General features: G+C 57.0%; 22 protein-coding genes and 1 tRNA gene. 10 read left to right on the forward strand and 13 right to left on the reverse strand.

The window, feature by feature from the left end; all coding sequences use genetic code 11:
- Positions 1–36 precede the first annotated feature (36 nt).
- From ACSQ13_RS11505 to ACSQ13_RS11520, 4 genes are all read right to left on the reverse strand, one after another.
- A tRNA-Arg gene (locus tag ACSQ13_RS11505) sits at positions 37–113 on the reverse strand.
- A 78-nt stretch (positions 114–191) separates the two neighbouring features.
- Entirely contained in the window at positions 192–1,577 is a 1,386-nt protein-coding gene (locus ACSQ13_RS11510) for a sensor histidine kinase (protein ID WP_176250614.1), read from the reverse strand.
- Between the two features lie 12 nt (positions 1,578–1,589).
- Positions 1,590–3,008 (reverse strand): dihydrolipoyl dehydrogenase family protein, encoded by a 1,419-nt coding sequence (locus ACSQ13_RS11515; protein WP_295509885.1) that lies wholly within the window; start codon positions 3,006–3,008, stop codon positions 1,590–1,592.
- Positions 3,005–3,739, reverse strand: a complete 735-nt coding sequence (locus ACSQ13_RS11520; RefSeq protein ID WP_176250616.1) for a TVP38/TMEM64 family protein — start codon at positions 3,737–3,739, stop codon at positions 3,005–3,007. Before ACSQ13_RS11520 ends, ACSQ13_RS11515 begins: the two co-directional genes overlap by 4 nt.
- A gap of 314 nt (positions 3,740–4,053) precedes the next feature.
- Here ACSQ13_RS11520 and rpmH point away from each other — a divergent pair, with 314 nt between their 5' ends.
- The 10 genes from rpmH (at position 4,054) to ACSQ13_RS11570 (ending at position 12,271) form a co-directional block, all read left to right on the forward strand.
- Positions 4,054–4,188, forward strand: coding sequence for a 50S ribosomal protein L34 (gene rpmH, locus ACSQ13_RS11525; RefSeq protein ID WP_008228036.1), 135 nt, complete (start codon positions 4,054–4,056; stop codon positions 4,186–4,188).
- Positions 4,189–4,234: 46 nt separating this feature from the next.
- On the forward strand, positions 4,235–4,630 hold the full coding sequence (gene rnpA, locus ACSQ13_RS11530) for a ribonuclease P protein component (RefSeq protein ID WP_176250617.1): 396 nt from the start codon (positions 4,235–4,237) through the stop codon (positions 4,628–4,630).
- Positions 4,627–4,848, forward strand: a complete 222-nt coding sequence (yidD, locus tag ACSQ13_RS11535) for a membrane protein insertion efficiency factor YidD (RefSeq protein ID WP_176250618.1) — start codon at positions 4,627–4,629, stop codon at positions 4,846–4,848. Before rnpA ends, yidD begins: the two co-directional genes overlap by 4 nt.
- 153 nt (positions 4,849–5,001) lie before the next feature.
- A complete protein-coding gene (gene ttcA / locus ACSQ13_RS11540; protein WP_176250619.1) occupies positions 5,002–5,829 on the forward strand; it encodes a tRNA 2-thiocytidine(32) synthetase TtcA in 828 nt (275 codons plus the stop codon).
- A gap of 125 nt (positions 5,830–5,954) precedes the next feature.
- Positions 5,955–7,502, forward strand: coding sequence for a putative bifunctional diguanylate cyclase/phosphodiesterase (locus tag ACSQ13_RS11545; RefSeq protein WP_295509895.1), 1,548 nt, complete (start codon positions 5,955–5,957; stop codon positions 7,500–7,502).
- A gap of 115 nt (positions 7,503–7,617) precedes the next feature.
- On the forward strand, positions 7,618–9,471 hold the full coding sequence (gene yidC, locus ACSQ13_RS11550) for a membrane protein insertase YidC (protein ID WP_176250621.1): 1,854 nt from the start codon (positions 7,618–7,620) through the stop codon (positions 9,469–9,471).
- Entirely contained in the window at positions 9,471–10,223 is a 753-nt protein-coding gene (locus ACSQ13_RS11555) for an MOSC domain-containing protein (protein WP_176250622.1), read from the forward strand. The genes yidC and ACSQ13_RS11555 overlap by 1 nt, the downstream gene beginning before the upstream one ends.
- Positions 10,223–10,873, forward strand: coding sequence for a ribosome biogenesis GTP-binding protein YihA/YsxC (gene yihA / locus ACSQ13_RS11560; protein ID WP_176250623.1), 651 nt, complete (start codon positions 10,223–10,225; stop codon positions 10,871–10,873). Before ACSQ13_RS11555 ends, yihA begins: the two co-directional genes overlap by 1 nt.
- 29 nt (positions 10,874–10,902) lie before the next feature.
- Positions 10,903–11,766 carry an acetylglutamate kinase gene (gene argB / locus ACSQ13_RS11565; RefSeq protein ID WP_176250624.1) on the forward strand — a complete coding sequence of 288 codons (864 nt, stop codon included), beginning with the start codon at positions 10,903–10,905 and terminating at the stop codon, positions 11,764–11,766.
- A 1-nt stretch (position 11,767) separates the two neighbouring features.
- Positions 11,768–12,271: a SixA phosphatase family protein gene (locus ACSQ13_RS11570; protein WP_176250625.1), complete on the forward strand. Its 504-nt coding sequence runs from the start codon at positions 11,768–11,770 to the stop codon at positions 12,269–12,271.
- Between the two features lie 35 nt (positions 12,272–12,306).
- On the opposite strand, the gene ACSQ13_RS11575 is transcribed toward ACSQ13_RS11570, so the two are convergent.
- The 9 genes from ACSQ13_RS11575 to ACSQ13_RS11615 all read right to left on the reverse strand — a co-directional run bounded on the left by ACSQ13_RS11575 (position 12,307) and on the right by ACSQ13_RS11615 (position 21,083).
- Positions 12,307–13,077, reverse strand: a complete 771-nt coding sequence (locus tag ACSQ13_RS11575; RefSeq protein WP_176250626.1) for an amino acid ABC transporter ATP-binding protein — start codon at positions 13,075–13,077, stop codon at positions 12,307–12,309.
- A gap of 15 nt (positions 13,078–13,092) precedes the next feature.
- A complete protein-coding gene (locus ACSQ13_RS11580) occupies positions 13,093–14,388 on the reverse strand; it encodes an amino acid ABC transporter permease (protein ID WP_295509906.1) in 1,296 nt (431 codons plus the stop codon).
- A 1-nt stretch (position 14,389) separates the two neighbouring features.
- On the reverse strand, positions 14,390–15,604 hold the full coding sequence (locus tag ACSQ13_RS11585; protein WP_176250628.1) for an amino acid ABC transporter permease: 1,215 nt from the start codon (positions 15,602–15,604) through the stop codon (positions 14,390–14,392).
- Positions 15,605–15,728: 124 nt separating this feature from the next.
- On the reverse strand, positions 15,729–16,745 hold the full coding sequence (locus tag ACSQ13_RS11590) for an amino acid ABC transporter substrate-binding protein (RefSeq protein WP_176250629.1): 1,017 nt from the start codon (positions 16,743–16,745) through the stop codon (positions 15,729–15,731).
- A 170-nt stretch (positions 16,746–16,915) separates the two neighbouring features.
- Positions 16,916–17,641: an ATP12 family chaperone protein gene (locus tag ACSQ13_RS11595; RefSeq protein WP_176250630.1), complete on the reverse strand. Its 726-nt coding sequence runs from the start codon at positions 17,639–17,641 to the stop codon at positions 16,916–16,918.
- Positions 17,642–17,643: 2 nt separating this feature from the next.
- Positions 17,644–18,321: an HAD-IA family hydrolase gene (locus tag ACSQ13_RS11600; protein ID WP_176250631.1), complete on the reverse strand. Its 678-nt coding sequence runs from the start codon at positions 18,319–18,321 to the stop codon at positions 17,644–17,646.
- Positions 18,318–19,367, reverse strand: a complete 1,050-nt coding sequence (locus tag ACSQ13_RS11605; RefSeq protein ID WP_176250632.1) for an RluA family pseudouridine synthase — start codon at positions 19,365–19,367, stop codon at positions 18,318–18,320. Before ACSQ13_RS11605 ends, ACSQ13_RS11600 begins: the two co-directional genes overlap by 4 nt.
- On the reverse strand, positions 19,364–19,744 hold the full coding sequence (crcB, locus tag ACSQ13_RS11610) for a fluoride efflux transporter CrcB (protein ID WP_176250633.1): 381 nt from the start codon (positions 19,742–19,744) through the stop codon (positions 19,364–19,366). The genes ACSQ13_RS11605 and crcB overlap by 4 nt, the downstream gene beginning before the upstream one ends.
- 31 nt (positions 19,745–19,775) lie before the next feature.
- Positions 19,776–21,083 (reverse strand): replication-associated recombination protein A, encoded by a 1,308-nt coding sequence (locus tag ACSQ13_RS11615; RefSeq protein ID WP_295509919.1) that lies wholly within the window; start codon positions 21,081–21,083, stop codon positions 19,776–19,778.
- Positions 21,084–21,085 lie beyond the last annotated feature (2 nt).

Raw genomic sequence — 21,085 nt, forward strand, 5'->3', positions numbered from 1 at the left:
GTGCTGGATAAGACAAAATTCACGCTTGGAGGAGTATGGTGCACCCGAGAGGATTCGAACCTCTGACCCCCTGATTCGTAGTCAGGTACTCTATCCAGCTGAGCTACGGGTGCACTACGGCGCGGTTTAGTTCTGGGCGCAGAGCTTTGCAACCCCTTGTTTGGCAAGAAATGAAATTTCCTGTATTTGGCTCAAAAAGTACCGTCGCCTTTGGGCAGACATATCCGGAAAACCGTCCCCGTGGCACCGGTTTCCGTCAACTCTAGCGTCCCACCGTGGCCGCGCACCAATTCGGCGGCAATCGCAAGTCCAAGACCGGAGCCGCCCTTGCGCGCCCCGCCCCGGAATGCGGTGAACAGATGCTCTTGCGCCTTGGCAGGCAGGCCGGGTCCGTTATCCTGCACCTCGATCACCCAGCTTTTGGGGTGGTCGCTGGCCATCACGCGGATCTCTCCGCCATGCCCTGTGGCAACAATGGCTTGGCGTGCATTGCGAACCAGATTGGCCAGCACGCGGAACATTTGTTCGGGGTCGGCCCGTATTTGCAGGTCTTTGGGGACATTCAGCACAAATTCGATCCCCGCCCCGTCCACGGCAAGGCTTTCGCTGTCCACGACGTCTTGGACGATGTGATCCAGTGCCACGACCGTCAATGTCGGGCTGGGCTCCTCGGCTTTGCCAAAGGCCAGCGTCGATTCGCATAGATGCACGGCCCGCGTGATCGAACTGACCAGCTTGGGGGCCATCCGCTTTACGCTCGGGTCCTCCGACATCTCTATCCGGTCAGTGAACAGTTGCGCGGTGGTCAGGATATTACGCAAATCATGGCTGATCTTGCTGACCGCCTGCCCCAGTTGCGCCAGCCGTTCCTTTTGACGCAAGGCTTGGGTCAGCTCTGTCTCAAGCTTCATCAACGCCTCTTCGGCCTCGCGGACTTCGGTCACATCGGCCGATGGCGCAATAATGCGCCGCGCGTCTTCGGGGGCCAGCGCATAGTTCTGCATATGGCCCACCACGCTTTTGATCGGTTTCAGCAACAAATCCCGCAACGCGATGAACAGCAAAGTCGCGGTGATGATCGAAATCACGGCAGACAGCAGCAAGATCCGAAAGCCGTAATCGACCATGGCATCGCGCAGGGGCACCGTTTGCATGGTAATTTCGATCAGTGACCCGGCATCCTGAACCGGCGCGCCAATCACGCGGATCACCCCGTCTTGCGTGTCGGCCAGCTGCATGAACGCATCCTTGATCAGCGTCAGCGCAGAGGCGTCACGCAGATCATAGGTCTTGAGAATGGATTGCGGCATGGGGGAGGACAGCACCAGTTGCCGCACCTCGTCCCGCCGCAACACCACGTTGAAAACCTCGGCCGTTCTAAGCAATTCAGCCTCGAGCGCGGGATCGATCATGTCATTCGCCAGCAAGGTCAACGATGCGATCTGCGCCCGTTCAAGACGGTTCATCAGATATTCTTCGCGAAACCGCGCGATGGTCGGCACAAAAATCAGAACTTCGGCCAGCATCACAAAGATGGTGGTCAGGATAAGCAGCCGGCCTGAAAAGGATTTCAACATTCTGGACGTGCTCTAGGGAATGAAACGCTGCACAAAGCGCACAACAGTCTTGACCATATCGCTTTCAAACAAGCGCGGCGAGAAATAGGCACCCGCTGCGCGTTTGTTGACTTCGCCAATCGTGGGATACGGTGCAACCATGCCGGCAATCTGGCTCATTTTCATGTTATTTGCCAGCGCCAATGCCCATAGATTGATCAGCTCGCCCGCCTGATAGCCGACAATGCTGACACCCACGGGACGGCCCTTGAGGACCATGACCTTGATCAGCCCCTTGGTTTTGCGTTCAGCGATGGCACGGTCGTTGTGATTATAGTGAAAACGCACGACCTCGACCTTGTCGCCATGTGCGTCCTTGGCTTGCGCCTCGGTCAGGCCGACCTGCGACAATTCAGGGTCCGTATAGGTTGCCCAGGGAATATGCGCCGTCTTGGCCTTGGACGGAATCGCAAACATCAGCGATCTGATCACCACACCGGCGTGATAACCGGCAACATGGGTAAATTGCAGCCCGCCCGCCACATCCCCGATGGCATAGACCTTGCGGTTGGTCGTGCGCAGGGATGCGTCGACCTTGATGCCGTTCCGGATCGGTTCAATGCCCGCCTTTTCAAGGTCCAGCTTGTCGGTGTTGGCCTTGCGCCCCACCGCGACCAACAGATGCGAGCCTTTGAAGATGCGCCCGTCCTTGGCCTCAACCTCGATCGCACCGACATCGCCGCGAATCTCGGCGGCCAATGCGCCTTCCGCGATCTCCACGCCTTCGTCCTTGAGCGATTGCAACACGACCGCGGCCATCTCGGGGTCGTCCTTGGCCAGCGCCTTGTCCCCTTCAATGACCGTCACCTTGCAGCCCATGCGAATATGCGCCTGCGCCATCTCCATACCGATGGGACCGCCCCCGATGATCAACAGATGCGCGGGCTTTTCGCGCAGATCAAACAGCGTTTCATTCGTTTCATGCGGGGTTGTGTCCAGCCCCGGAATGGGCGGCACCAGGGGCGATGACCCCGTCGCGATCACGATACGCCGCGCCTTGATGATCGTATCGCCCGCCTGAACCTCGTCCTCCGAGATAAAGCGCCCGAATTCGCGGATCACCTTGATCCCGAAGCCTTCGAACCGTTCCTGGCTGTCGACGGGCGCAATCTGCGCGATCACATCGGCCACGTGGTCTTTGGCAGCGGCGTAATCCACCTCTCCGGCGGCGTCGGCCACACCGAATTGCGCCGAATGGCGCTGGCCATAAGCCGCTTTTCCGGTTGCAATCAGCGCCTTGGACGGGACACAGCCATAGTTAAGGCAGTCACCGCCCATTTTATGCCCCTCAAGCAGCACGACATCCGCCCCCATTTGCGATGCCCCCGCAGCGATAGACAGCCCGCCAGAGCCAGCGCCAATGATCAACAGGTCGGTTTTGATGCGGTTCATTTCAGCAGTCCCTTTTTGCCGGTAACGGCTTTGATCATGACGGGAAGAAGCGACAAGGCGCACAGGCCAAGGAGGGGGAACAATATATAGGGTTCGAAGATGATTCCGAAATTCGGCGTCTCACCACGAGCAAACACTGTCCCCAGCCCTGCGCCGACTGACGTATAGACCAGCGATCCGGGGATGATCCCCAAAAAGGTAGAGATCACAAAACGGTACAGCATCACGCCCAGAAACGCAGGAATCAGGTTGGCCACGAAAAACGGCACCGCAGGCACCAGACGGATAAAGAACAACATCGACCATTGGTTATTGTCGATTCCCTCTTTGATCTTGCGCACCATCCCATCCGACGCCTCCATCCGCGCCTTGAGGTTTTCCCCAAATCCCAGCCGCGCCGCCAGAAAGATCATCACAGCACCGATTGTGGCCCCTGTCACACTAAAGATCACCCCGAACAGGGTGCCAAACAAGAACCCACCGGTGATGGTCGCGATCCCCGCGCCGGGCAGCGAAAACCCCACGATCAAGATATAAGCGGCAATAAATCCAATCACAGTCAGCAGATAATTCGCATCCCGAAACGCGATCAGCGCCTCACGGTTGTCGCGCAGAGTTTCAAAGCTCAGATAATCGCGCAATGTGAAAAACCCCGCAACCGCGACCAGCACGATGGCGATCATAGGCAGATATCTGAGCCATACAGGCCTGTTTTGGTTCTGATCTGCCATTAATCTTTATGCTTTCCATATTCGGGCGATAGTCCGGTGGCCCTTGCTCTCTTATAGATGGGCCATTGTGCCGCGGGCAGATAGGGGCATCACGGGTGCTTGATCGCAGCCCCCCTGTATGTTGCAGAAAACCAGGGATATGGCACTGAATTGAAACACTCGGCCGCGATATTTACTGTTTTTATTGCAGCATAGCCAAATTAGCGGCCTCAAGGGTTTGACTTGCGAGCCTAGCAGCTTTAGAGGCAGGTCTTGAATTGACAGTGATGCGCCGAATCTGGTGCAAACCTATGTATTAAAGTGGAGTCGGAGCGATGAAACGCACCTTTCAACCTTCAAACCTTGTGCGCAAGCGGCGCCACGGTTTTCGTGCACGTATGGCAACAAAAGCGGGCCGTAAGATCATCAACTCGCGCCGCGCACAAGGCCGGGCCAAACTGAGCGCGTAATTCGCGCTTTCGGTTCTTGCAAGATATGACACCGTCGGAGGCACCCATGGATGGCACAGAAGCCACCCCAAGGGAAACGCATCCGGCGGTTTCTTTGCGTTTGACTACGCTTAAAAACAGACCGGATTTCCAGCGGGCCACCAGATCGCCGCGCGTGGCGATGCCTGGCTTCATCCTTCAGATGCGCAAACGCCCCGAGGGCGAGGCCGAAGGAATACGCGTTGGCTTTACCTGCTCTAAAAAGGTCGGAAACGCCGTTGCCCGCAACCGCGCCAAGCGCCGCCTGCGCGAAATCGCGCGTCTGATCTTGCCCGAACAGGGGCGCGACGGCATGGATTATGTCTTGGTCGGGCGGCAAGGGGCCACAGCCACCCTGCCCTTTTCCCAATTACAGGCCGACCTGACCAAAGCCCTGAACATCCTGCACGGCAAAACGAAATGACTGTTCTCGCACGCATTCTTGCTGTTCCGGTACGGGCATACCGTTTGATTTTCAGCCCGTGGCTGGGTCAGAACTGCCGGTTTCAGCCGACATGCAGCGCCTATGCGCTCGAGGCATTGAACAAACATGGCGGCATCAAAGGCGGCTGGCTGGCGATCCGCCGCATTGCGCGCTGCCATCCCTGGGGCAGCAGCGGCATCGACAACGTTCCGGATTAAACGGCTCGTGCCCCCCCTGCCAATCGGCCCCGCCACACCCGCAGGGCGGATCGGCGCGCCACAAAGCCGGAAATTACGCTAAAACTCAATAAGGCATCCCCGCTGGTGAAACCGCCGCTTGATCGGCGCATTCAGTTGAACTAAGCCAAAGCCATGCTGGATCAACCTGACGATATTCACCCGCTTTTTTACGGTGCGCCCCAAAGCACCGAGTTTCGCAAACTGCGCAAGCGGCTTGTGCGGTATACCCGCGAGGCCATTGAACAATATGGCATGATTGAACCGGGGGCCAAATGGCTGGTTTGCATGTCAGGCGGCAAGGACAGCTATACCTTGCTTGCGATTCTGCACGAGCTAAAATGGCGCGGATTGCTGCCTGTCGAACTGCTTGCCTGCAATCTGGATCAGGGTCAGCCCAATTTTCCGGCAACCGTTTTGCCCGCATTTCTAGAGAAAATGGGCGTCGAACATCGGATTGAATACCAAGACACCTATTCGGTTGTGATGGATAAAATCCCTGCCGGCCGGACATTTTGCGCGCTGTGCAGCCGGTTGCGCCGTGGTCACTTGTACCGCATCGCACGCGAAGAAGGGTGCAGCGCAGTCGTGTTGGGCCATCACCGTGATGACATTCTAGAGACATTTTTCATGAATTTGTTTCACGGCGGTCGCCTTGCAACAATGCCGCCAAAGCTGCTGAACGAAGAAGGTGATGTATTTGTGTATCGCCCCCTCGCGCATGTCGCCGAAGCCGACTGCGAAAAATTCTCCAACGCGATGAATTACCCCATTATTCCTTGCGATCTTTGCGGGTCGCAAGACGGGTTGCAGCGCCAACAGGTCAAGGCGATTCTTGACGGTTGGGAGGCAAACAGCCCTGGCCGTCGGCAAGTCATGTTCAGGGCGCTTATGAACGCACGCCCCTCGCATCTGCTGGACCCGAAGCTGTTCGATTTCGCCGCTTTGACTAGAAACAAATAGCGGAATTTCTGCTAATCTTCTTTAAATAGGCCGGAAGAAAACAGGAACATTAACCTGTTTGATACGTCAAAGCCCTTAGGCATATCCCCAAAGGCGCGGATCCTGCGTCAGATGGGGGTTAGACGATGGCGCGCAGTTTGCAGACAAAGCTTCTTCACTTGGGGCGCAATATTTCAAACGTCATGACTGGCCCGCCCGCCTTGGCGTTTGTGCCCGCGCTTTGCCTCTCTACCTATTGGTTCGGCGGCGAAGGGGCCTTACTGATTTGCGCGATCGCCATTCCCATCGCGTATCTTTGCCTGGGCGGATTTTACGGCACAACGAACCAGCTTTTGCTCGCCCGCGAAGGGGTGACTGGCCTGTTGCAGACCAATGCTTTCAACGACTTGGCAACCCAGGTACTTCAGAAAACGTCCGAATTCGGCTGGAAATCAGCGGTCTTTCTATTCGAGATTGAGGATTTTGCAGAATTGCAGGACCGCTTTGGAAAATCTGCGGCCGATCAGGTTCAAACGGAAATTTCAGAACGGCTGATCGCGGCCCTGCGGGACAAGGACAGCGTGGGGAAAATCGATGACGTGACCTTTGGTGTCTGCCTTGACCCCGTACGGCACCTTGACCTCGAACTGTGCATCCAGATGGCCGCCCGGTTGCAGCGGGTCTCTGAAGAACCAATTTCGATTGATGGAACAGTCATCTACGCCTCTGTTTCCGTCGGATTTTGCCAACATACACGTTCACCTGCACCAAGCGGCGAAGGCTGGCTTGCTGCCGCCGCCACGGCATTGAAAGAAGCGACGCGCCACGGACCATCGGGCATTCGCGCCTTTACTGACCGAATGGTGACCCCAACTGCCGATTTTGCAGCATTGATTGATGAGGTCGCAAGCGCATTGGAAAACGGCCAGATCATGCCGTGGTTCCAACCCCAAATATCGACGGAGACCGGCCAGATCAGTGGTTTCGAAGCCTTGGCGAGATGGTCCCACCCGACCCGCGGCACGCTGCTGCCATCGGATTTCCTGCCCGCGCTGGAACAGGCCGACCTCCTTGAACGGCTGGCGGACGTTATGATGTTTCACGCATTTTCAGCCGTTCAGTCTTGGGATGATGCAGGGCTGCACGTACCCCAAATCGGCGTGAACTTCGCCGGTTCCGAACTGAGCAATCCACTGCTGATCAAGAAAATCTGCTGGGAACTGGATCGTTTTGACCTGACCCCTGCCAGACTGGCGATCGAGGTTCTGGAGACAGTCGTGGCAAGCGCACCTGACGATATGATCACTCGCAACATAAATGCGCTTGGCGAATTGGGCTGCCGCATTGATCTGGACGATTTTGGCACAGGCCATGCCTCTATCACCTCTATCCGGCGCTTTGGCGTTAATCGCATCAAGATCGACCGCTCCTTTGTGATGAAAGCCGACCGGGATCCAGAACAGCAACGCATGATCAGCGCCATTCTTACGATGGCTGAACGCCTTGGGGTCGAAACATTGGCCGAGGGTGTCGAAACCGTCGGAGAACATGTAATCCTTGCCCAACTTGGCTGCGATCATGTTCAGGGATACGGCATCGCACATCCGATGCCCGCCGATCAAACGGTTGATTGGATCAAATCCCACAATGCCAAACTGCGCGATGTCCCGAGGATCATGAGCGGGAAAGCCTAACGTTAAAGCCGCGAACCGGGATCATTACAACAGAAGAAAGGCCGAATCCGCTTGACCTTTGGTGCTGCACTCTGTTGAACCCACGCTGATATTATTGACATCAGGTGGCGGTCATATGGACGATCAGAACAAGAATCTCATCCTAGCGACGGTCCTAAGTTTCATAGTGATCCTTGGGTGGTTTGTGTTGTTTCCGCCTCCTGAAACAGGCACCCCCGTCGACGGGGTCACAACCGAAACAGCGGCGCAAACTCCGACGGGCGCGACTGCGCCCACGGCGACTGTTCCCATCGGGACCGACACGGCGACCGTCGGCACTTCTACCGAAACCCGCGCAGACGCGCTTGAACAGGCACCACGCATTCCCGTTGAAACGGCCCGTTTGACCGGTTCGATTTCGCTTTTGGGCGGCCGGGTCGATGACCTGATGCTCAAGGACTATAAGACAACGATCGACGACGATGCGCCCATCGTGACGCTTTTGTCGCCCGCCGGGACCGAAGATGCCTATTATGCGCTTTACGGTTGGGCGGCGGGTGCCGGTATCGCCCCCGAGCAGGTTCCAGGCCCGAACACCCTTTGGTCTTTGGTCGAGGGTGAAACTCTGGCCGTCGGCAGCCCTGTGACAATGGCCTGGGACAACGGTGCCGGACAGGTCTTCTCGCGCGTGATCTCGATCGATGAAAACTATATGTTCAACATCGAACAATCCGTTGAAAACACGGCAGAAAATTCTGTCACGATGGCCCCTTACGGGATCATCGCGCGGCACGGCATTCCGACGGACGCACAGAACTTCTTTATCCTGCACGAAGGTATGGTTGCCATGAACAATGGCGAACTTCTGGAGACAGGTTGGGAGGATATCCCCGATCTTGATCCCGTGAATGGCGTCCCTTCGGAGCGTATTGACGGTGTCACGAACGGCTGGATCGGCTTTACCGGTCACTACTTCATGACCAACCTTATTCCCGATCCTGCACAGGCCTCCCGTCTGACCGTAAAATACCTGCCCAATACAGATATTTTCCAGACCGAAGCGGTCCTGCCGACACAAACGATTGCATCAGGTGCCACTGCGACGGTAACGACACAGCTGTTTGCCGGGGCGAAAGAATGGGAAATCCTGCGCGAGTACGAGGCAAAAGGCGTCTATAAATTCATCGACTCCATTGATTGGGGCTGGTTCTTTTTCCTGACAAAACCGATTTTCTGGGTATTGCATCACCTGAACCTTCTGATCGGCAACATGGGCATCGCGATTATCGGCCTGACCTTGTTGATCAAAGCCTTGTTGTTCCCGCTTGCCTATAAATCCTATGTTTCGATGGCAAAGATGAAAGAGCTTCAGCCGCAGATGGAAAAACTGAAGAAAGATGCCGGCGACGACCGTCAGAAGCTTCAGCAAAACATGATGGAACTGTACAAGCGGGAAAAAGTGAACCCCGCTGCGGGCTGCTTGCCGATTGTCATGCAAATCCCGATTTTCTTCTCGCTGTACAAGGTGATCTTTGTCACGCTCGAACTGCGCCATGCGCCTTTCTTTGGTCCCTTCCAGGATCTCAGCGCGCCTGATCCCACGTCGATCTTCAACTTCTATGGCCTGCTGCCTTGGGCATCCCCCGATGCGGGTTCGGTCATGGCGTTGGTGTTCATCGGTATCTTGCCATTGCTCTTGGGCATCTCGATGTTCTTGCAGCAAAAGCTGAACCCTGCCCCCACCGATCCAACCCAGCAGATGATCTTTGCCTGGATGCCTTGGGTGTTCATGTTCATGCTTGGTGGTTTTGCGTCGGGTCTGGTCGTCTACTGGATTGCGAACAACACCATCACCTTTACCCAGCAATATCTGATCATGCGCAGTCAGGGATATAAACCAGACATTCTGGGCAACATCACCGGCGGGCTGAAACGCAAAAAAAAGACGGCTGCCAACGATACCAAGGCACCGTCCAAAGGCAAAAAGTAATGCAAGTCTGCGCCCTTTACCGGCATCCAATAAAAAGCCACGGGCGCGAGGCAATTGAACTGGTGCACCTGATCCAAGGGCAAACGATGCCCTGGGATCGGGTGTGGGCAGTGACCCACGAGGCCGCAAAGTTTGACGCGGACAACCCCGAATGGGCGAGCTGCCATAACTTCATGATCGGGTCCCGCACGCCCGGTCTTGTCGGCATCTGGGCCAAGCTGGATACGGTCAACCGCCGTGTAACCTTGACCCACCAAGATCTTGAACCGCTGACTTTCGCCCCCGATGACGCGACGGATGCCGCGCGCTTTCTTGACTGGGTCGCCCCGCTTTGCCCCGCAGATCGGGCTGCACCTACGGCGATTGTCGCGGCCCCGGATCGTGGCATGACCGACAGCCCCTACCCGTCGGTATCCATCATGAATGCAGCGTCGCATCGTGCGGTCGCCGATGCATTGGGCGTTAAGATCACCAAAGAACGCTGGCGCGGGAATATCTGGCTGGATGATGCCGCTGCCTGGGCCGAATTCGGCTGGATCGGGCGCGACATCAAGCTGGGATCGGCTGTTTTGCGGATTCGCGAACCTATCGAGCGGTGCGCCGTCACCAATACCAACCCGATCACCGGCCAGCGCGACACGGCAACTCTTGATATCCTGAACAGCGCATTTGGCCATCAGGATTTTGGCGTATATGCTGAGATCATTCAATCAGGCGACATCGCGCTTGGTGACAAAGCAGAGGTAATCTGATGCAAATTCAATTCAAAATCGCGGATGAGCCGGACGCGTTTACCGCTGAAAAGGGTCGCATGCTGTTCGCAGGCGAGACCCTGTTCGTAAAAGGCGTTGTTGCCATGGACGGCTTGCCGCCGGCTGACCGGATGGAAGTCTGCTTTGCCGGGCGGTCGAATGTTGGCAAATCGAGCCTGATCAATGCGCTGACCGGCATGAAAGCACTGGCGCGTGCGTCCAACACCCCCGGGCGCACCCAGGAAATCAACTATTTCACGGCGGGTGAAGACCATTATCTGGTCGATTTGCCCGGCTATGGCTATGCCAACGCCCCGCTGCCCGTGGTTGAGAAATGGCAACGCCTGCTCAAGCAGTATTTGTCGGGTCGGCAGACCCTGCGCCGTGCCTTTGTTCTGATCGATGCCCGCCACGGCGTCAAAAAGGTCGACGACGAAATCATGTCGTTGCTTGATAGCTCTGCGGTCACGTTTCAATGCGTTTTGACCAAAGCAGATAAGGTAAAAGAGGCGGAGCGCGCCAAGATACTGGACCAAGTGCGCGCGGCCCTGGCAAAACACCCCGCCGCCTACCCCGAGATCGTCGTTACGTCCTCGGAAAAGGGTTGGGGAATTCCTACATTGCGTGCGATCATTAGCACATTGGAATAATGTGCGTTGGTGGAAGCCTTAGGTATAGAATGAGAAAACAAGACATGAACCGCGATTGGATCGCCACGGCGCAAACCCTAAGCCAGGCTTTGCCCTATCTTCAACGTTATGCAGACGCGACTGTCGTCATCAAGCTGGGCGGCCACGCCATGGGCAGCGACGAAGCGATGGAAGAATTCGCGCGCGATGTCGCCTTGATGCGTCAGGTCGGGGTCAACCCTGTGATCATCCATGGCGGTGGCCCGATGATCAACGACATGCTCAAGCGGCTGAATATCAAGTCAGAGTTTATTAACGGCAAGCGCGTTACAGATGCCGCGACCATGGAAGTGGTCGAAATGGTTTTGTCCGGGCTTGTGAATGCGCGCATCGTGCAAGCCATCACAGCCCAAGGCGGGCGCTGTGTGGGCGTCTCTGGCAAGGACAGCGGCCTGATCATCTGCGACCAGGAAGACCCCGAATTGGGCCTTGTAGGGGCCCCTACAGAGGTTAACCCGCGTCTTTTGCGTGACCTGGCGGACAAGGGCATCATTCCGGTGATTGCGCCCCTTGGTATGGGCCGCAACGGCGAGACGTTTAACATTAACGGCGACACCGCAGCCGGCGCGATTGCGGCCGCGCTCAAGGCGGATCGCTTGTTGCTGCTGACCGATGTCGCTGGTGTGAAAAACGCGGCCGGCGAGGTTGTGACCGAACTGACCGCCGCGCAAATCCGCGAGATGATCGCGGACGGCACGATTGCGGGCGGTATGATCCCGAAAACCGAAACCGCGCTTCAAGCGATTGAAGGCGGCGTTCGCGCTGCGGTCATCCTTGACGGTCGTGCGCCCAATGCCTGCTTGCTGGAATTGTTTACCGAACATGGTGCCGGCAGTATTATCCGCCAGGGTTAAGATGAAACGTCTCATCCTCATGCGCCATGCGAAATCGGATTGGTCCGCAGGACTGTCATCCGACCATGACCGCCCCCTAAATGCCCGTGGGCACCAAAATGCGATTTTGCTGGGGGTGTGGCTCAAGGAAAAGGGGCTTCGTCCCGATACGGTCTTGTGTTCCACGGCGACCAGAGCCGTGGAAACGCTGAAGAACCTTGGGCTTGATAGCACCGTTGATGTGAAATTCATCCGCGATCTGTACCTTGCTGCCCCGGAACAGATCATGGCGCAGGTGCAGCAGGCCACTGGTGAAACGGTTCTGCTGATCGGGCATAACCCCGGCATCGCAGCCATGGCTGAAATGATCGTCAAGACGCCGCCAAACAGGGATGGCATCAGCCATTACCCGACGGGCGCAACCCTTGCTGTCACTTTTGATGTGGATGATTGGTCTGACATTGATTGGCGCATGGGCAAGATGAGCCAGATCGTCGTTCCGCGCGATTTATCTGCGCCGGAATAAAATAAGGCGGGGTCACCCCCGCCCTACTTCATGATTTAGTGACCCAAAATCTGGCTCAGGAACAGCTTGGTCCGTGGGCTTTGCGGGTTGTTAAAGAACTCTTCCGGTTCGTTCTGCTCAACGATCTGACCTTCATCCATAAAGATCACGCGGTTGGCGACCTGACGGGCAAAGCCCATCTCGTGGGTCACGCAGAGCATGGTCATGCCTTCTTCGGCAAGTTCGACCATGGTATCCAGAACTTCCTTGATCATTTCAGGGTCAAGCGCGGATGTGGGTTCATCGAACAGCATGATGCGCGGACGCATGCACAGGCTGCGCGCGATGGCCACACGCTGCTGCTGACCACCGGACAACTGACCGGGATACTTGTCAGCCTGATCAGGGATCTTAACCTTTTCAAGGAAATGCATCGCGATTTCTTCGGCTTCTTTCTTGGGTGTCTTGCGAACCCAGATCGGTGCCAGCGTGCAGTTCTCAAGGATGGTCAGATGCGGGAATAGGTTAAAGTGCTGAAAGCACATGCCAACCTCTGACCGGATCTTGTCGATGTTTTTCACATCCGAAGACAACACCGTACCGTCCACTTCGATGCGGCCTTTCTGGTGCTCTTCCAATGCGTTGATGCAACGGATCAGCGTCGATTTACCCGAACCGGACGGGCCCGCAATAACGATACGTTCACCACGATATACGGTCAGATCAATATCGCGCAGCACGTGGAAAGTGCCATACCATTTGTTCATCTTCTCGATGCTGATTGCGACCTCGTCAGAGACCTTCAATGCTTTTGCTTGTTCAGCCATGATTACAGCCTTTCCTTAATGGTGGTCGGTCTGGAGTTGACGTTCCAGCCATTGTGAATATTGCGAGATGCCGTAGCAGACGACGAAGAACAACAAGGCGGCAAAGCCCCAGAGTTCCCAATAGACGCCGTTCCAATCGGTCGAAGCGAGGATCGGTCCACGGATCATCCCAACCAGATCGAACATCGAGATGATCGAGACCAGTGTGGTATCCTTGAACAGGCCCACAGCAACGTTAACGATACCCGGGATCGAGATTTTCAGCGCTTGCGGCAGGATGATCAGACGCATGGACTGCGCATAATCAAGGCCAAGGCTTTCGGCCCCTTCGTATTGGCCACGCGGCAATGCGGCCAACCCGCCCCGGATCACTTCGGCGATATAGGCCGAGGCGAACATGGTGATCATGATAATCACGCGCAGGATAAGGTCAAAGTTGGTACCCGGTGGCAGGAAGTACGCCAGAACCACGTTTGCAACAAACAGCAGGGTGATCAACGGGACGCCACGAATGAATTCGATGAAGACCACGCAGATCATCTTGATGATGGGCAGGCGGGACTGACGGCCAAGGGCCAACAAAATACCCAACGGCAAGGACAACGAGACGCAGATCACCCCGAGGATCATGTTCAGCATGAAGCCACCCATGTTCCGCGACACCACTTCCTCGAGCGCGAGGAAACCTGACAGGCTCGGGGTGATGAACCCTAAAATCGTCCAGATCACCGCAGCGGCAACGATGCCACCGGCCAGACCCGCAGCAAAGCTGGTTTTCACAAGCTTGCTATAGACGGTATAACCAACGCCGACGCTGACAAGCGCGGCCAAAGGCACAAGCAGGGACCCGCCCCAGATCAGCCAGAAGGCAACAAACGGATAGACCGCAGTAACGACCAGCAGCTTGCGTGGTGCCGACGAGAACAAGACCGGCGCGATTGCGACAAACAACAGCACAAAGGCCAGTGTCGGGCGCCAGTACCCGTCTTGCGGATATGCGATACCGAACAACAACTGGTTCCAGCGCTCGGAGAGGACCGAGAAACAGCCCCCCGCAGCGCCATCCAATACGTCACGGCATTCGCGGATGTTCGACGTGTTCCAAACACCCCCCAGCAACCAGGGCAGGAAGCCCGCCAAAACGACGTAGATCACGTAAAGCGATGCAAGTGTCAGGATCGTGTAGGGGATCGACGAAAACAGGCTTTCGCGAAGCCATTTGACCGGGCCCTGTGCCGTGGATGGCGGTGCCGACTGGGGCAGCATCGTCTCGCGGACATAGGTAACGGTGTGGGCATGTGTATCTGACATATTACCGCTCCTTCAGGCTGACGTTGTTGTTGTAGACGTTCATGATCGCAGAAATCGACAACGAGATCGTGAGATAGAACAGCATCAGCAACAGCACGCATTCAATCGCGCGGCCCGTCTGGTTCAAGGTGATCCCGCCCAGCGTCGCCGTGATGTCGGCATAGCCAACTGCGATCGCGAGGGACGAGTTTTTGGTGATGTTCAGGTATTGCGAGATCAGCGGCGGAATGATGACGCGCAGCGCTTGCGGCAACACGACAAGGTTCATAACGCGCTTGGGACGCAGACCCAGCGACGACGCGGCCTCGGTCTGGCCTTTGGAAATCGCCTGGATACCCGCGCGCACGTTTTCAGCGATGAAAGCGCCGGTATAGACCGACAAGGCCAGCCACAGCGCGATCAACGGCGCACCGATCTGGATACCGCCCTTAAAGTTAAAGCCTTTGAGCTCGGGCATCTCCAATCCGATGGGGCTGCCCATGATAAAGAACATCAACAGGGTCGGTACGATCAGGATCGCCAAGGTCGGCCAGCCTGTCGGCAGCAGCCTGCCCGTTTCAAACAGCAGTTTGACGGCATAGCGGCGATAAAAGAAAATTGCGGCAATCGACAGGATGAAGGTCGCGACGACCAACATCGACCCCGGACCCCAAACAGGCGCAGGGATATAAACGCCACGGTTGGTAAAGGCGAAGGCGTCAAACACCATGCTGGACGTGGCATTATCACCGCGGAATGCGTTTGGTGCCGGCAGCACCGCAGTCATCAACGTGTAGATCATCAAGATCCAGATCAGCACAGGAATGTTGCGGAAGATCTCGACATAGACAGACATCAGCTTGGACACGAGCCAGTTCTTGGACAGGCGCGCAACACCGGCGATGACACCGATCACTGTGGCAGTCAGACAGGCAAGGAACGCAACAAGCAGGGTGTTGATGATCCCCACCACAGCAGCGCGCAGGTTCGACGACTGGCTGTTGTAATCAATAAGTGTCTGGTTGATATCGTAACCTGCGGGAACCCCCAGGAAATCATACGATATGTTCAGACCGGCTTCGGCTAGGTTGCGCACAAGGTTGATGCCCAAAAAGGCCATCAGCGCAATCAAAAGCAGCAAAGCGATAAATTGGAAGGTGTAGGATCTATAGCGGGTGTCGTTTAGCAACATCGACAGCCGGAACGAGCCCCGTTGAGGGTCGGACATTGTCGTCATCAGATTATCCCTGTGTTCCGGACCCATTTCTTGCGCATCATTCGATGTCTCTGGCCGGGTTTGTTAGTTGGTCTTGAAAAGCGCAAAGGGCGCGGAGAAAACTCCACGCCCTTTGGCAAGGTTCTTAGCGGAAAGGAGGCGCGTACATCAGGCCGCCGTCTGTCCACTGAGCGTTCAGGCCACGAGCCAGACCGATTGGAGTTTCTTCGCCGATGTTCTTGGCAAAGATTTCACCGTAGTTGCCCTGAGACGCGATTGCGTTCTTGGCCCATGCGGCGTCCAGACCCAGCATTTCACCCAACGTACCTTCGGTACCCAACAGGCGGGCAACTTCAGGGTTTGTTGTGCTTGCAGCCATCTCTTCGACGTTTGCGGATGTCACACCCAGCTCTTCAGCAGCGATCAGAGCGTACAGCGTCCAGCGCGTGATATCGCCCCATTCGTTGTCGCCGTGGCGTACGAGTGGGCCCAAAGGCTCTTTCGAGATGATTTCTGGCAGAATGATGTGATCGCCAGGAGCCTCGAATGTGGCACGTGTCGCGGCCAGACCGGATGCGTCAGTTGTGTATGTGTCGCATGCACCGGCAAGGTACTGCTGCTGGCCTTCGGCGTTTGTCTCGATTGGCACGGGCTCGTACGAGATGTTGTTGGAGCGGAAGAAGTCAGCGAGGTTCAGTTCGGTTGTTGTACCGGTCTGAATGCAGACAGTCGCGCCGTCCAGATCCTTGGCGGAAGAAACGCCCAGGGATTTTGGAACCATAAAGCCTTGGCCATCGTAGTAGTTCACACCGATGAAGTCGAACTTCAGGTCAACATCACGGGAGAATGTCCATGTGGTGTTGCGTGCAAGAAAGTCGATTTCGCCCGAAGCAAGCGCGGTAAAGCGTGTCTTGCCGGTTGTCGGGATGAATTCAACGGCAGCCGGATCGCCAAGAACGGCGGCAGCAACAGCGCGGCATACCGCGACGTCAAAGCCTTCCCATTCGCCGCTGGCGTTTGGTGCAGCAAAGCCGGCCAGACCGGTTGTCACACCACAGTTCAGCTTGCCGCGCGCTTTTACGTCGTCAAGTGTTGCTGCAGCAGACGCACCGGCGATAAGGCCAGCCACTGTCATCGCACCAAAAAATACGGATTTATTCATAGTTACCTCTTCCTGATTTCCGCCACGTTAATGGGCGGTTAAACCGACACCTTTTGGGTCGGAGGTTATCTTAATGGATTGATCCCATTAGTGCGACGAAGTTTGGGCGATTTAGCGCCAGAACGTCAAGGCTTTAACCCCAAAAAACAGACTGAGCCCCCTGCCCGAGCCTACATTTGCAATAATCTTCCATTACTCAGGTCAAACGCCCACTTGGCATGCAAGAAACTGTCCTTTTTGACTGCTGCCAATGCCTCGGCATCATCGTCTTTGCCCCATAATTCGGCCTGCCAGATCTCATCCAGGCGCGACATGTCCCAAAGCGAATCCATATCGCGGGCTGACATCGCGGCGGCAAACCCCAAAATAAGCGATCCTGACAGGCTGACCAGATCGTGAAACGCAGCCAGTTCAAAGGGGTCCAGTGCATGGGTGCGGCGGGTCAGATCGGCGACCACATCAGGGTCTTGGGGGACATGCATAATGCCAACGCGGGTCTGCAACCGGACGCCCAGCATTTGGTCTGCCCAGTCCAGCATCGGATCCCAGATAGCAGCCTGCCGGTCAACCAGTTCCTGCGGGCTGTCCGCGCGGTAGCACAGCAGATCACAATCGCCATACGCCGCCAGCATGTCGGCGACCTCGGCATGTTGGACAGCGACCTTGTCAATCGCGGCATTGGCAGTTTTGGTGCAGGGCATGGTTTGCGGATTGATCACGCCGTCCTGCGCCTGCCATTCTGCGGCAATCGCTTCGGCCATCTTGGCTGTCGGCAACACCAGCAATTGCTTGGCCGGCGTTTTTATCGGGCGACCGTCAAGTTCAACCGTGTAACCCCGATCAGCTTCGACAACCTGCGCGTCTTTCCAAAACCGTTTCGCTTTCCAATCACTCATTCTCAAACGCTCCAAATTTTTCTCAAGACCGCAGGTAGCTCATCGAAACGGTCAATGATGTGCCGCGCCGCAGTCAGCGCATCGCGGGTATGATAGCCCCAGCTGACGCCAATGCCCGCCACACCCGCTGCTGCGGCCATATCCATGTCATAGCTGGTATCCCCGACCATCACAGTTTGCGACGGCCCGACGCCCGTGTCAGCCATGGCCTGCAAGATCATCGACGGATGCGGTTTGGACGGGTGAAAATCCGCCACCTGTCGGGTCACGAACATGCCCTCAAGGCCATGCGCTTCGATCAGCTTGTCCAGGCCGCGTTTCGACTTGCCGGTCGCCACCCCCAACAGCATTTCGGGAATGGCCTTCAAAAGGGTCAGCCCTTCGTGCACGCCGGGGTAAAAGGGCGATGACTGCTGCGCGGGTGTCGATGCGCGCAAGGTGACATAGGCGTCTTTATAGGCCTCGACCATCGCAGCGCCGTCCGCATCGCAGATGTCCGGCACAAGCCGCGCGATCGCAACATCCAGCGACAGCCCGACGATCGACATGATCTGCGCCGGCGCAGGCAAGGTCCGCCCCGCATGGGCAAACGCCTGCGCAAAAGCGGCCAGTATATCCGATTGACTGTCAACGAGCGTCCCGTCGACATCAAAGATCACCAGCCGCAGGTCTGAGCTCACGCCCAGTCCTCCTCGAACGGGTCGGCAGGCACATCGGAGGGCGACCACTGGAACGTATCCCATGTCCGCGCCATGTGATCCGGCATTGGCGCGATCAGGTTCAGCGTAGCCTTGGTCACGGGGTGTTCAAGCGTCAGGGACCGCGCATGCAGGTGCAGCTTTTTCGAGATGTCGCCGCCCAGTTGTGCGCCCCAACCGTCGCCCATGTTTTCCTGACCGGAGCCACCGTATTTGCCGTCACCGACAATGGGGTGCCCGATCTCGGCCATGTGGGCGCGCAGCTGGTGCGTGCGGCCCGTCACCGGGATCAGCGCGACCCAACAGGTGCGCGTGCCGGCTTGCGCCAGTGTCGCATAGTCGGTCGTGGCACGTTTGGCCCCTTCGGTGGTGTCCATATCCTTGGGGTGGACACAGTACATCTTTTCGCCCTCGCCCCGCGCCCCGTGACCGAACGCCTTGACCAAGCCGAACTTGATCGTCCCGTTCTTGGGATGCGGCACGCCTGCGACGGCTGCCCAGTAGATCTTGCGGGTCTGGCGGTGTCGGAACGACGACGTCAGATCAGCCGCAATCGACCGCGTGCGCGCCATGATCAAGACACCGGAGGTATCTTTATCAAGACGGTGCACAAGCCGCGGCTTTTCATCCAGATCGAACATCAGCGCATCAGCCAAGGCATCGACATGGCGATCCGACTGGCCCGACCCGCCTTGAACGGGCAACCCCGGAGGCTTGTTCAGCGCGATGATATAATCGTCGCGGTAAATCACACACGACCGGATGAACTTGGCATCCGCGTCCGAAATCCGCGTGCGCTTTGGCGGCGGCGGGGCTTCGGTATCGGGGAGCGGCGGAATGCGAATTTCCTGCCCCACCTCCAGCCGTGTTGACGCTTTGACACGCCCGCCATTAACGCGAATGTCACCCTTGCGGCACATCTTTTCGATGCGCCCCTGACTGATCAGCGGGAACATACGTTTGAACCAGCGGTCCAACCGCTGATCCCCGTCACCCTGCTCAATGATCAGGTTTTGAACCCGGCTCATGCAAATACTCCTCTGGCCACATACAGGCCCAGCATTAATCCTAGCACCGACAGTCCGACTGACAGTGCCACATATATCCCCGCCGATGCGATCTGGCCGCGCTCGATCAATGTTACCGTTTCCAGCGAGAACGCCGAAAACGTCGTAAACCCGCCAAGAACGCCCGTCATCACAAACGGGCTGTACTGTGTCAGCCCCTTTTGCGCTGCAACGACGACGAACAGCCCCATCAGGAACGACCCCAGAATGTTCACGCCCAGCACCGCAACGGGGAAATCCTGCGGGCCGAAAGCGCGCAACACAGCGACGCCCGACAAAAATCGCAAGGACGCACCGATAGCGCCACCAATAGCCACAAGGAACAGGGATGAAATCATCTGCGGTCTCTCACGCTTTGTGCGCGGATTGTCAAGTTTTGCGCGCGCTGCGCAGCTTTTCAAAGTAATCGAGCCGCTTTTTCAAGTCGCGCTCGAACCCGCGTTCCACCGGTTGATAGAGTTGCGGCCGGTCCATCCCGTCGGGAAAATAGTTCTGCCCCGAGAACCCGTCCTCTGCATCATGATCATAGGCATAACCCGCGCCATAGCCCTGGTCTTTCATCATGCTGGTTGGCGCATTCATGATATGTTTGGGTGGCGGGGCCGACCCTGTCTGTTTTGCAGCACGGCGCGCGGATTTATAGGCCACATAAGCGGCGTTCGATTTCGGGGCCAGGGCCAGATAGGTCACAGCCTGCGCCAGCGCCAATTCGCCCTCGGGCGATCCCAACCGTTCATAGGTTTCCCATGATTGCAGGCAGATTGCCTGCGCCTGAGGATCGGCCAGCCCGATGTCTTCGACAGCCATGCGCGTGATCCGCCGCATCAGATAACGCGGGTCTTCGCCGCCCTCTAGCATCCGCGCCAGCCAATACAGCGACGCATCGGGATCAGACCCGCGCACCGATTTATGCAACGCAGAGATAAGGTTGTAATGCGCGTCGCCCCCCTTGTCGTACTGGGCGGCACGGCGCATCAAACGGCCCGACAACGCCTTGCCATCCAGCACGCCATCAACCTTCCACGCCGCAACCTGTTCGATCAGGTTCAGCAAGGCGCGCCCGTCACCATCCGCCATCTCAAGCAGGTTTTCGCGTGCAGCACTGTCCAGCGGCAAACCACGGCCCAATTCCGCCTCGGCCCGCCGGGCCAAACTCTCCAGATCGGCAAGCGGCAAGCGTTCAAGCACCAACACCTGAGAGCGGCTCAACACCGCGGCGTTCAGCTCGAAAGACGGGTTCTCCGTGGTCGCGCCCACCAACAGAATGGTGCCGTCTTCCATATGCGGCAAAAACCCGTCTTGCTGCGCCTTGTTGAAACGGTGGATCTCGTCCACGAACAGCAATGTCCCCTGACCGTTCTGCCGCCTGATCTTGGCCGCCTCGAATACTTTGCGAAATTCGGGCACGCCGCTGAAAATGGCGCTGATCTGGACAAAATGCAGATCGGTCTCATCGGCCAACAGCCGCGCAATCGTCGTCTTGCCAACGCCCGGCGGCCCCCAAAAGATCAACGATCCCAAGGACCCCGACTCCAGCATCACAGTCAACGGTGCCTCTGGCCCAAGGACCTGACCTTGCCCGATCACTTCGGCCAATGTTTTCGGGCGCAACCGGTCCGCAAGCGGGCGATGCCCCCCCTCGGTTACCGTCTCAATGCTGCCAAATAAATCGCTCAAGG

It is taken from the genome of Sulfitobacter sp. SH22, from assembly GCF_965641905.1.
Taxonomy (GTDB): Bacteria; Pseudomonadota; Alphaproteobacteria; order Rhodobacterales; family Rhodobacteraceae; genus Sulfitobacter.

Bases quoted from the DNA above. Each gene is read 5' to 3' on its own strand.
- ACSQ13_RS11590 (WP_176250629.1), bottom strand. From the start codon at position 16,745: ATGAATAAATCCGTATTTTTTGGTGCGATGACAGTGGCTGGCCTTATC.
- rnpA (WP_176250617.1), top strand. From the start codon at position 4,235: ATGGATGGCACAGAAGCCACCCCAAGGGAAACGCATCCGGCGGTTTCT.
- ACSQ13_RS11555 (WP_176250622.1), top strand. From the start codon at position 9,471: ATGCAAGTCTGCGCCCTTTACCGGCATCCAATAAAAAGCCACGGGCGC.
- yidD (WP_176250618.1), top strand. From the start codon at position 4,627: ATGACTGTTCTCGCACGCATTCTTGCTGTTCCGGTACGGGCATACCGT.
- crcB (WP_176250633.1), bottom strand. From the start codon at position 19,744: ATGATTTCATCCCTGTTCCTTGTGGCTATTGGTGGCGCTATCGGTGCG.
- ACSQ13_RS11515 (WP_295509885.1), bottom strand. From the start codon at position 3,008: ATGAACCGCATCAAAACCGACCTGTTGATCATTGGCGCTGGCTCTGGC.
- rpmH (WP_008228036.1), top strand. From the start codon at position 4,054: ATGAAACGCACCTTTCAACCTTCAAACCTTGTGCGCAAGCGGCGCCAC.
- ACSQ13_RS11575 (WP_176250626.1), bottom strand. From the start codon at position 13,077: ATGGCTGAACAAGCAAAAGCATTGAAGGTCTCTGACGAGGTCGCAATC.
- ACSQ13_RS11520 (WP_176250616.1), bottom strand. From the start codon at position 3,739: ATGGCAGATCAGAACCAAAACAGGCCTGTATGGCTCAGATATCTGCCT.
- argB (WP_176250624.1), top strand. From the start codon at position 10,903: ATGAGAAAACAAGACATGAACCGCGATTGGATCGCCACGGCGCAAACC.
- ACSQ13_RS11605 (WP_176250632.1), bottom strand. From the start codon at position 19,367: ATGAGCCGGGTTCAAAACCTGATCATTGAGCAGGGTGACGGGGATCAG.
- yidC (WP_176250621.1), top strand. From the start codon at position 7,618: ATGGACGATCAGAACAAGAATCTCATCCTAGCGACGGTCCTAAGTTTC.
- ACSQ13_RS11510 (WP_176250614.1), bottom strand. From the start codon at position 1,577: ATGTTGAAATCCTTTTCAGGCCGGCTGCTTATCCTGACCACCATCTTT.
- ACSQ13_RS11580 (WP_295509906.1), bottom strand. From the start codon at position 14,388: ATGTCAGATACACATGCCCACACCGTTACCTATGTCCGCGAGACGATG.
- ACSQ13_RS11545 (WP_295509895.1), top strand. From the start codon at position 5,955: ATGGCGCGCAGTTTGCAGACAAAGCTTCTTCACTTGGGGCGCAATATT.
- ttcA (WP_176250619.1), top strand. From the start codon at position 5,002: ATGCTGGATCAACCTGACGATATTCACCCGCTTTTTTACGGTGCGCCC.
- yihA (WP_176250623.1), top strand. From the start codon at position 10,223: ATGCAAATTCAATTCAAAATCGCGGATGAGCCGGACGCGTTTACCGCT.
- ACSQ13_RS11585 (WP_176250628.1), bottom strand. From the start codon at position 15,604: ATGACGACAATGTCCGACCCTCAACGGGGCTCGTTCCGGCTGTCGATG.
- ACSQ13_RS11570 (WP_176250625.1), top strand. From the start codon at position 11,768: ATGAAACGTCTCATCCTCATGCGCCATGCGAAATCGGATTGGTCCGCA.
- ACSQ13_RS11595 (WP_176250630.1), bottom strand. From the start codon at position 17,641: ATGAGTGATTGGAAAGCGAAACGGTTTTGGAAAGACGCGCAGGTTGTC.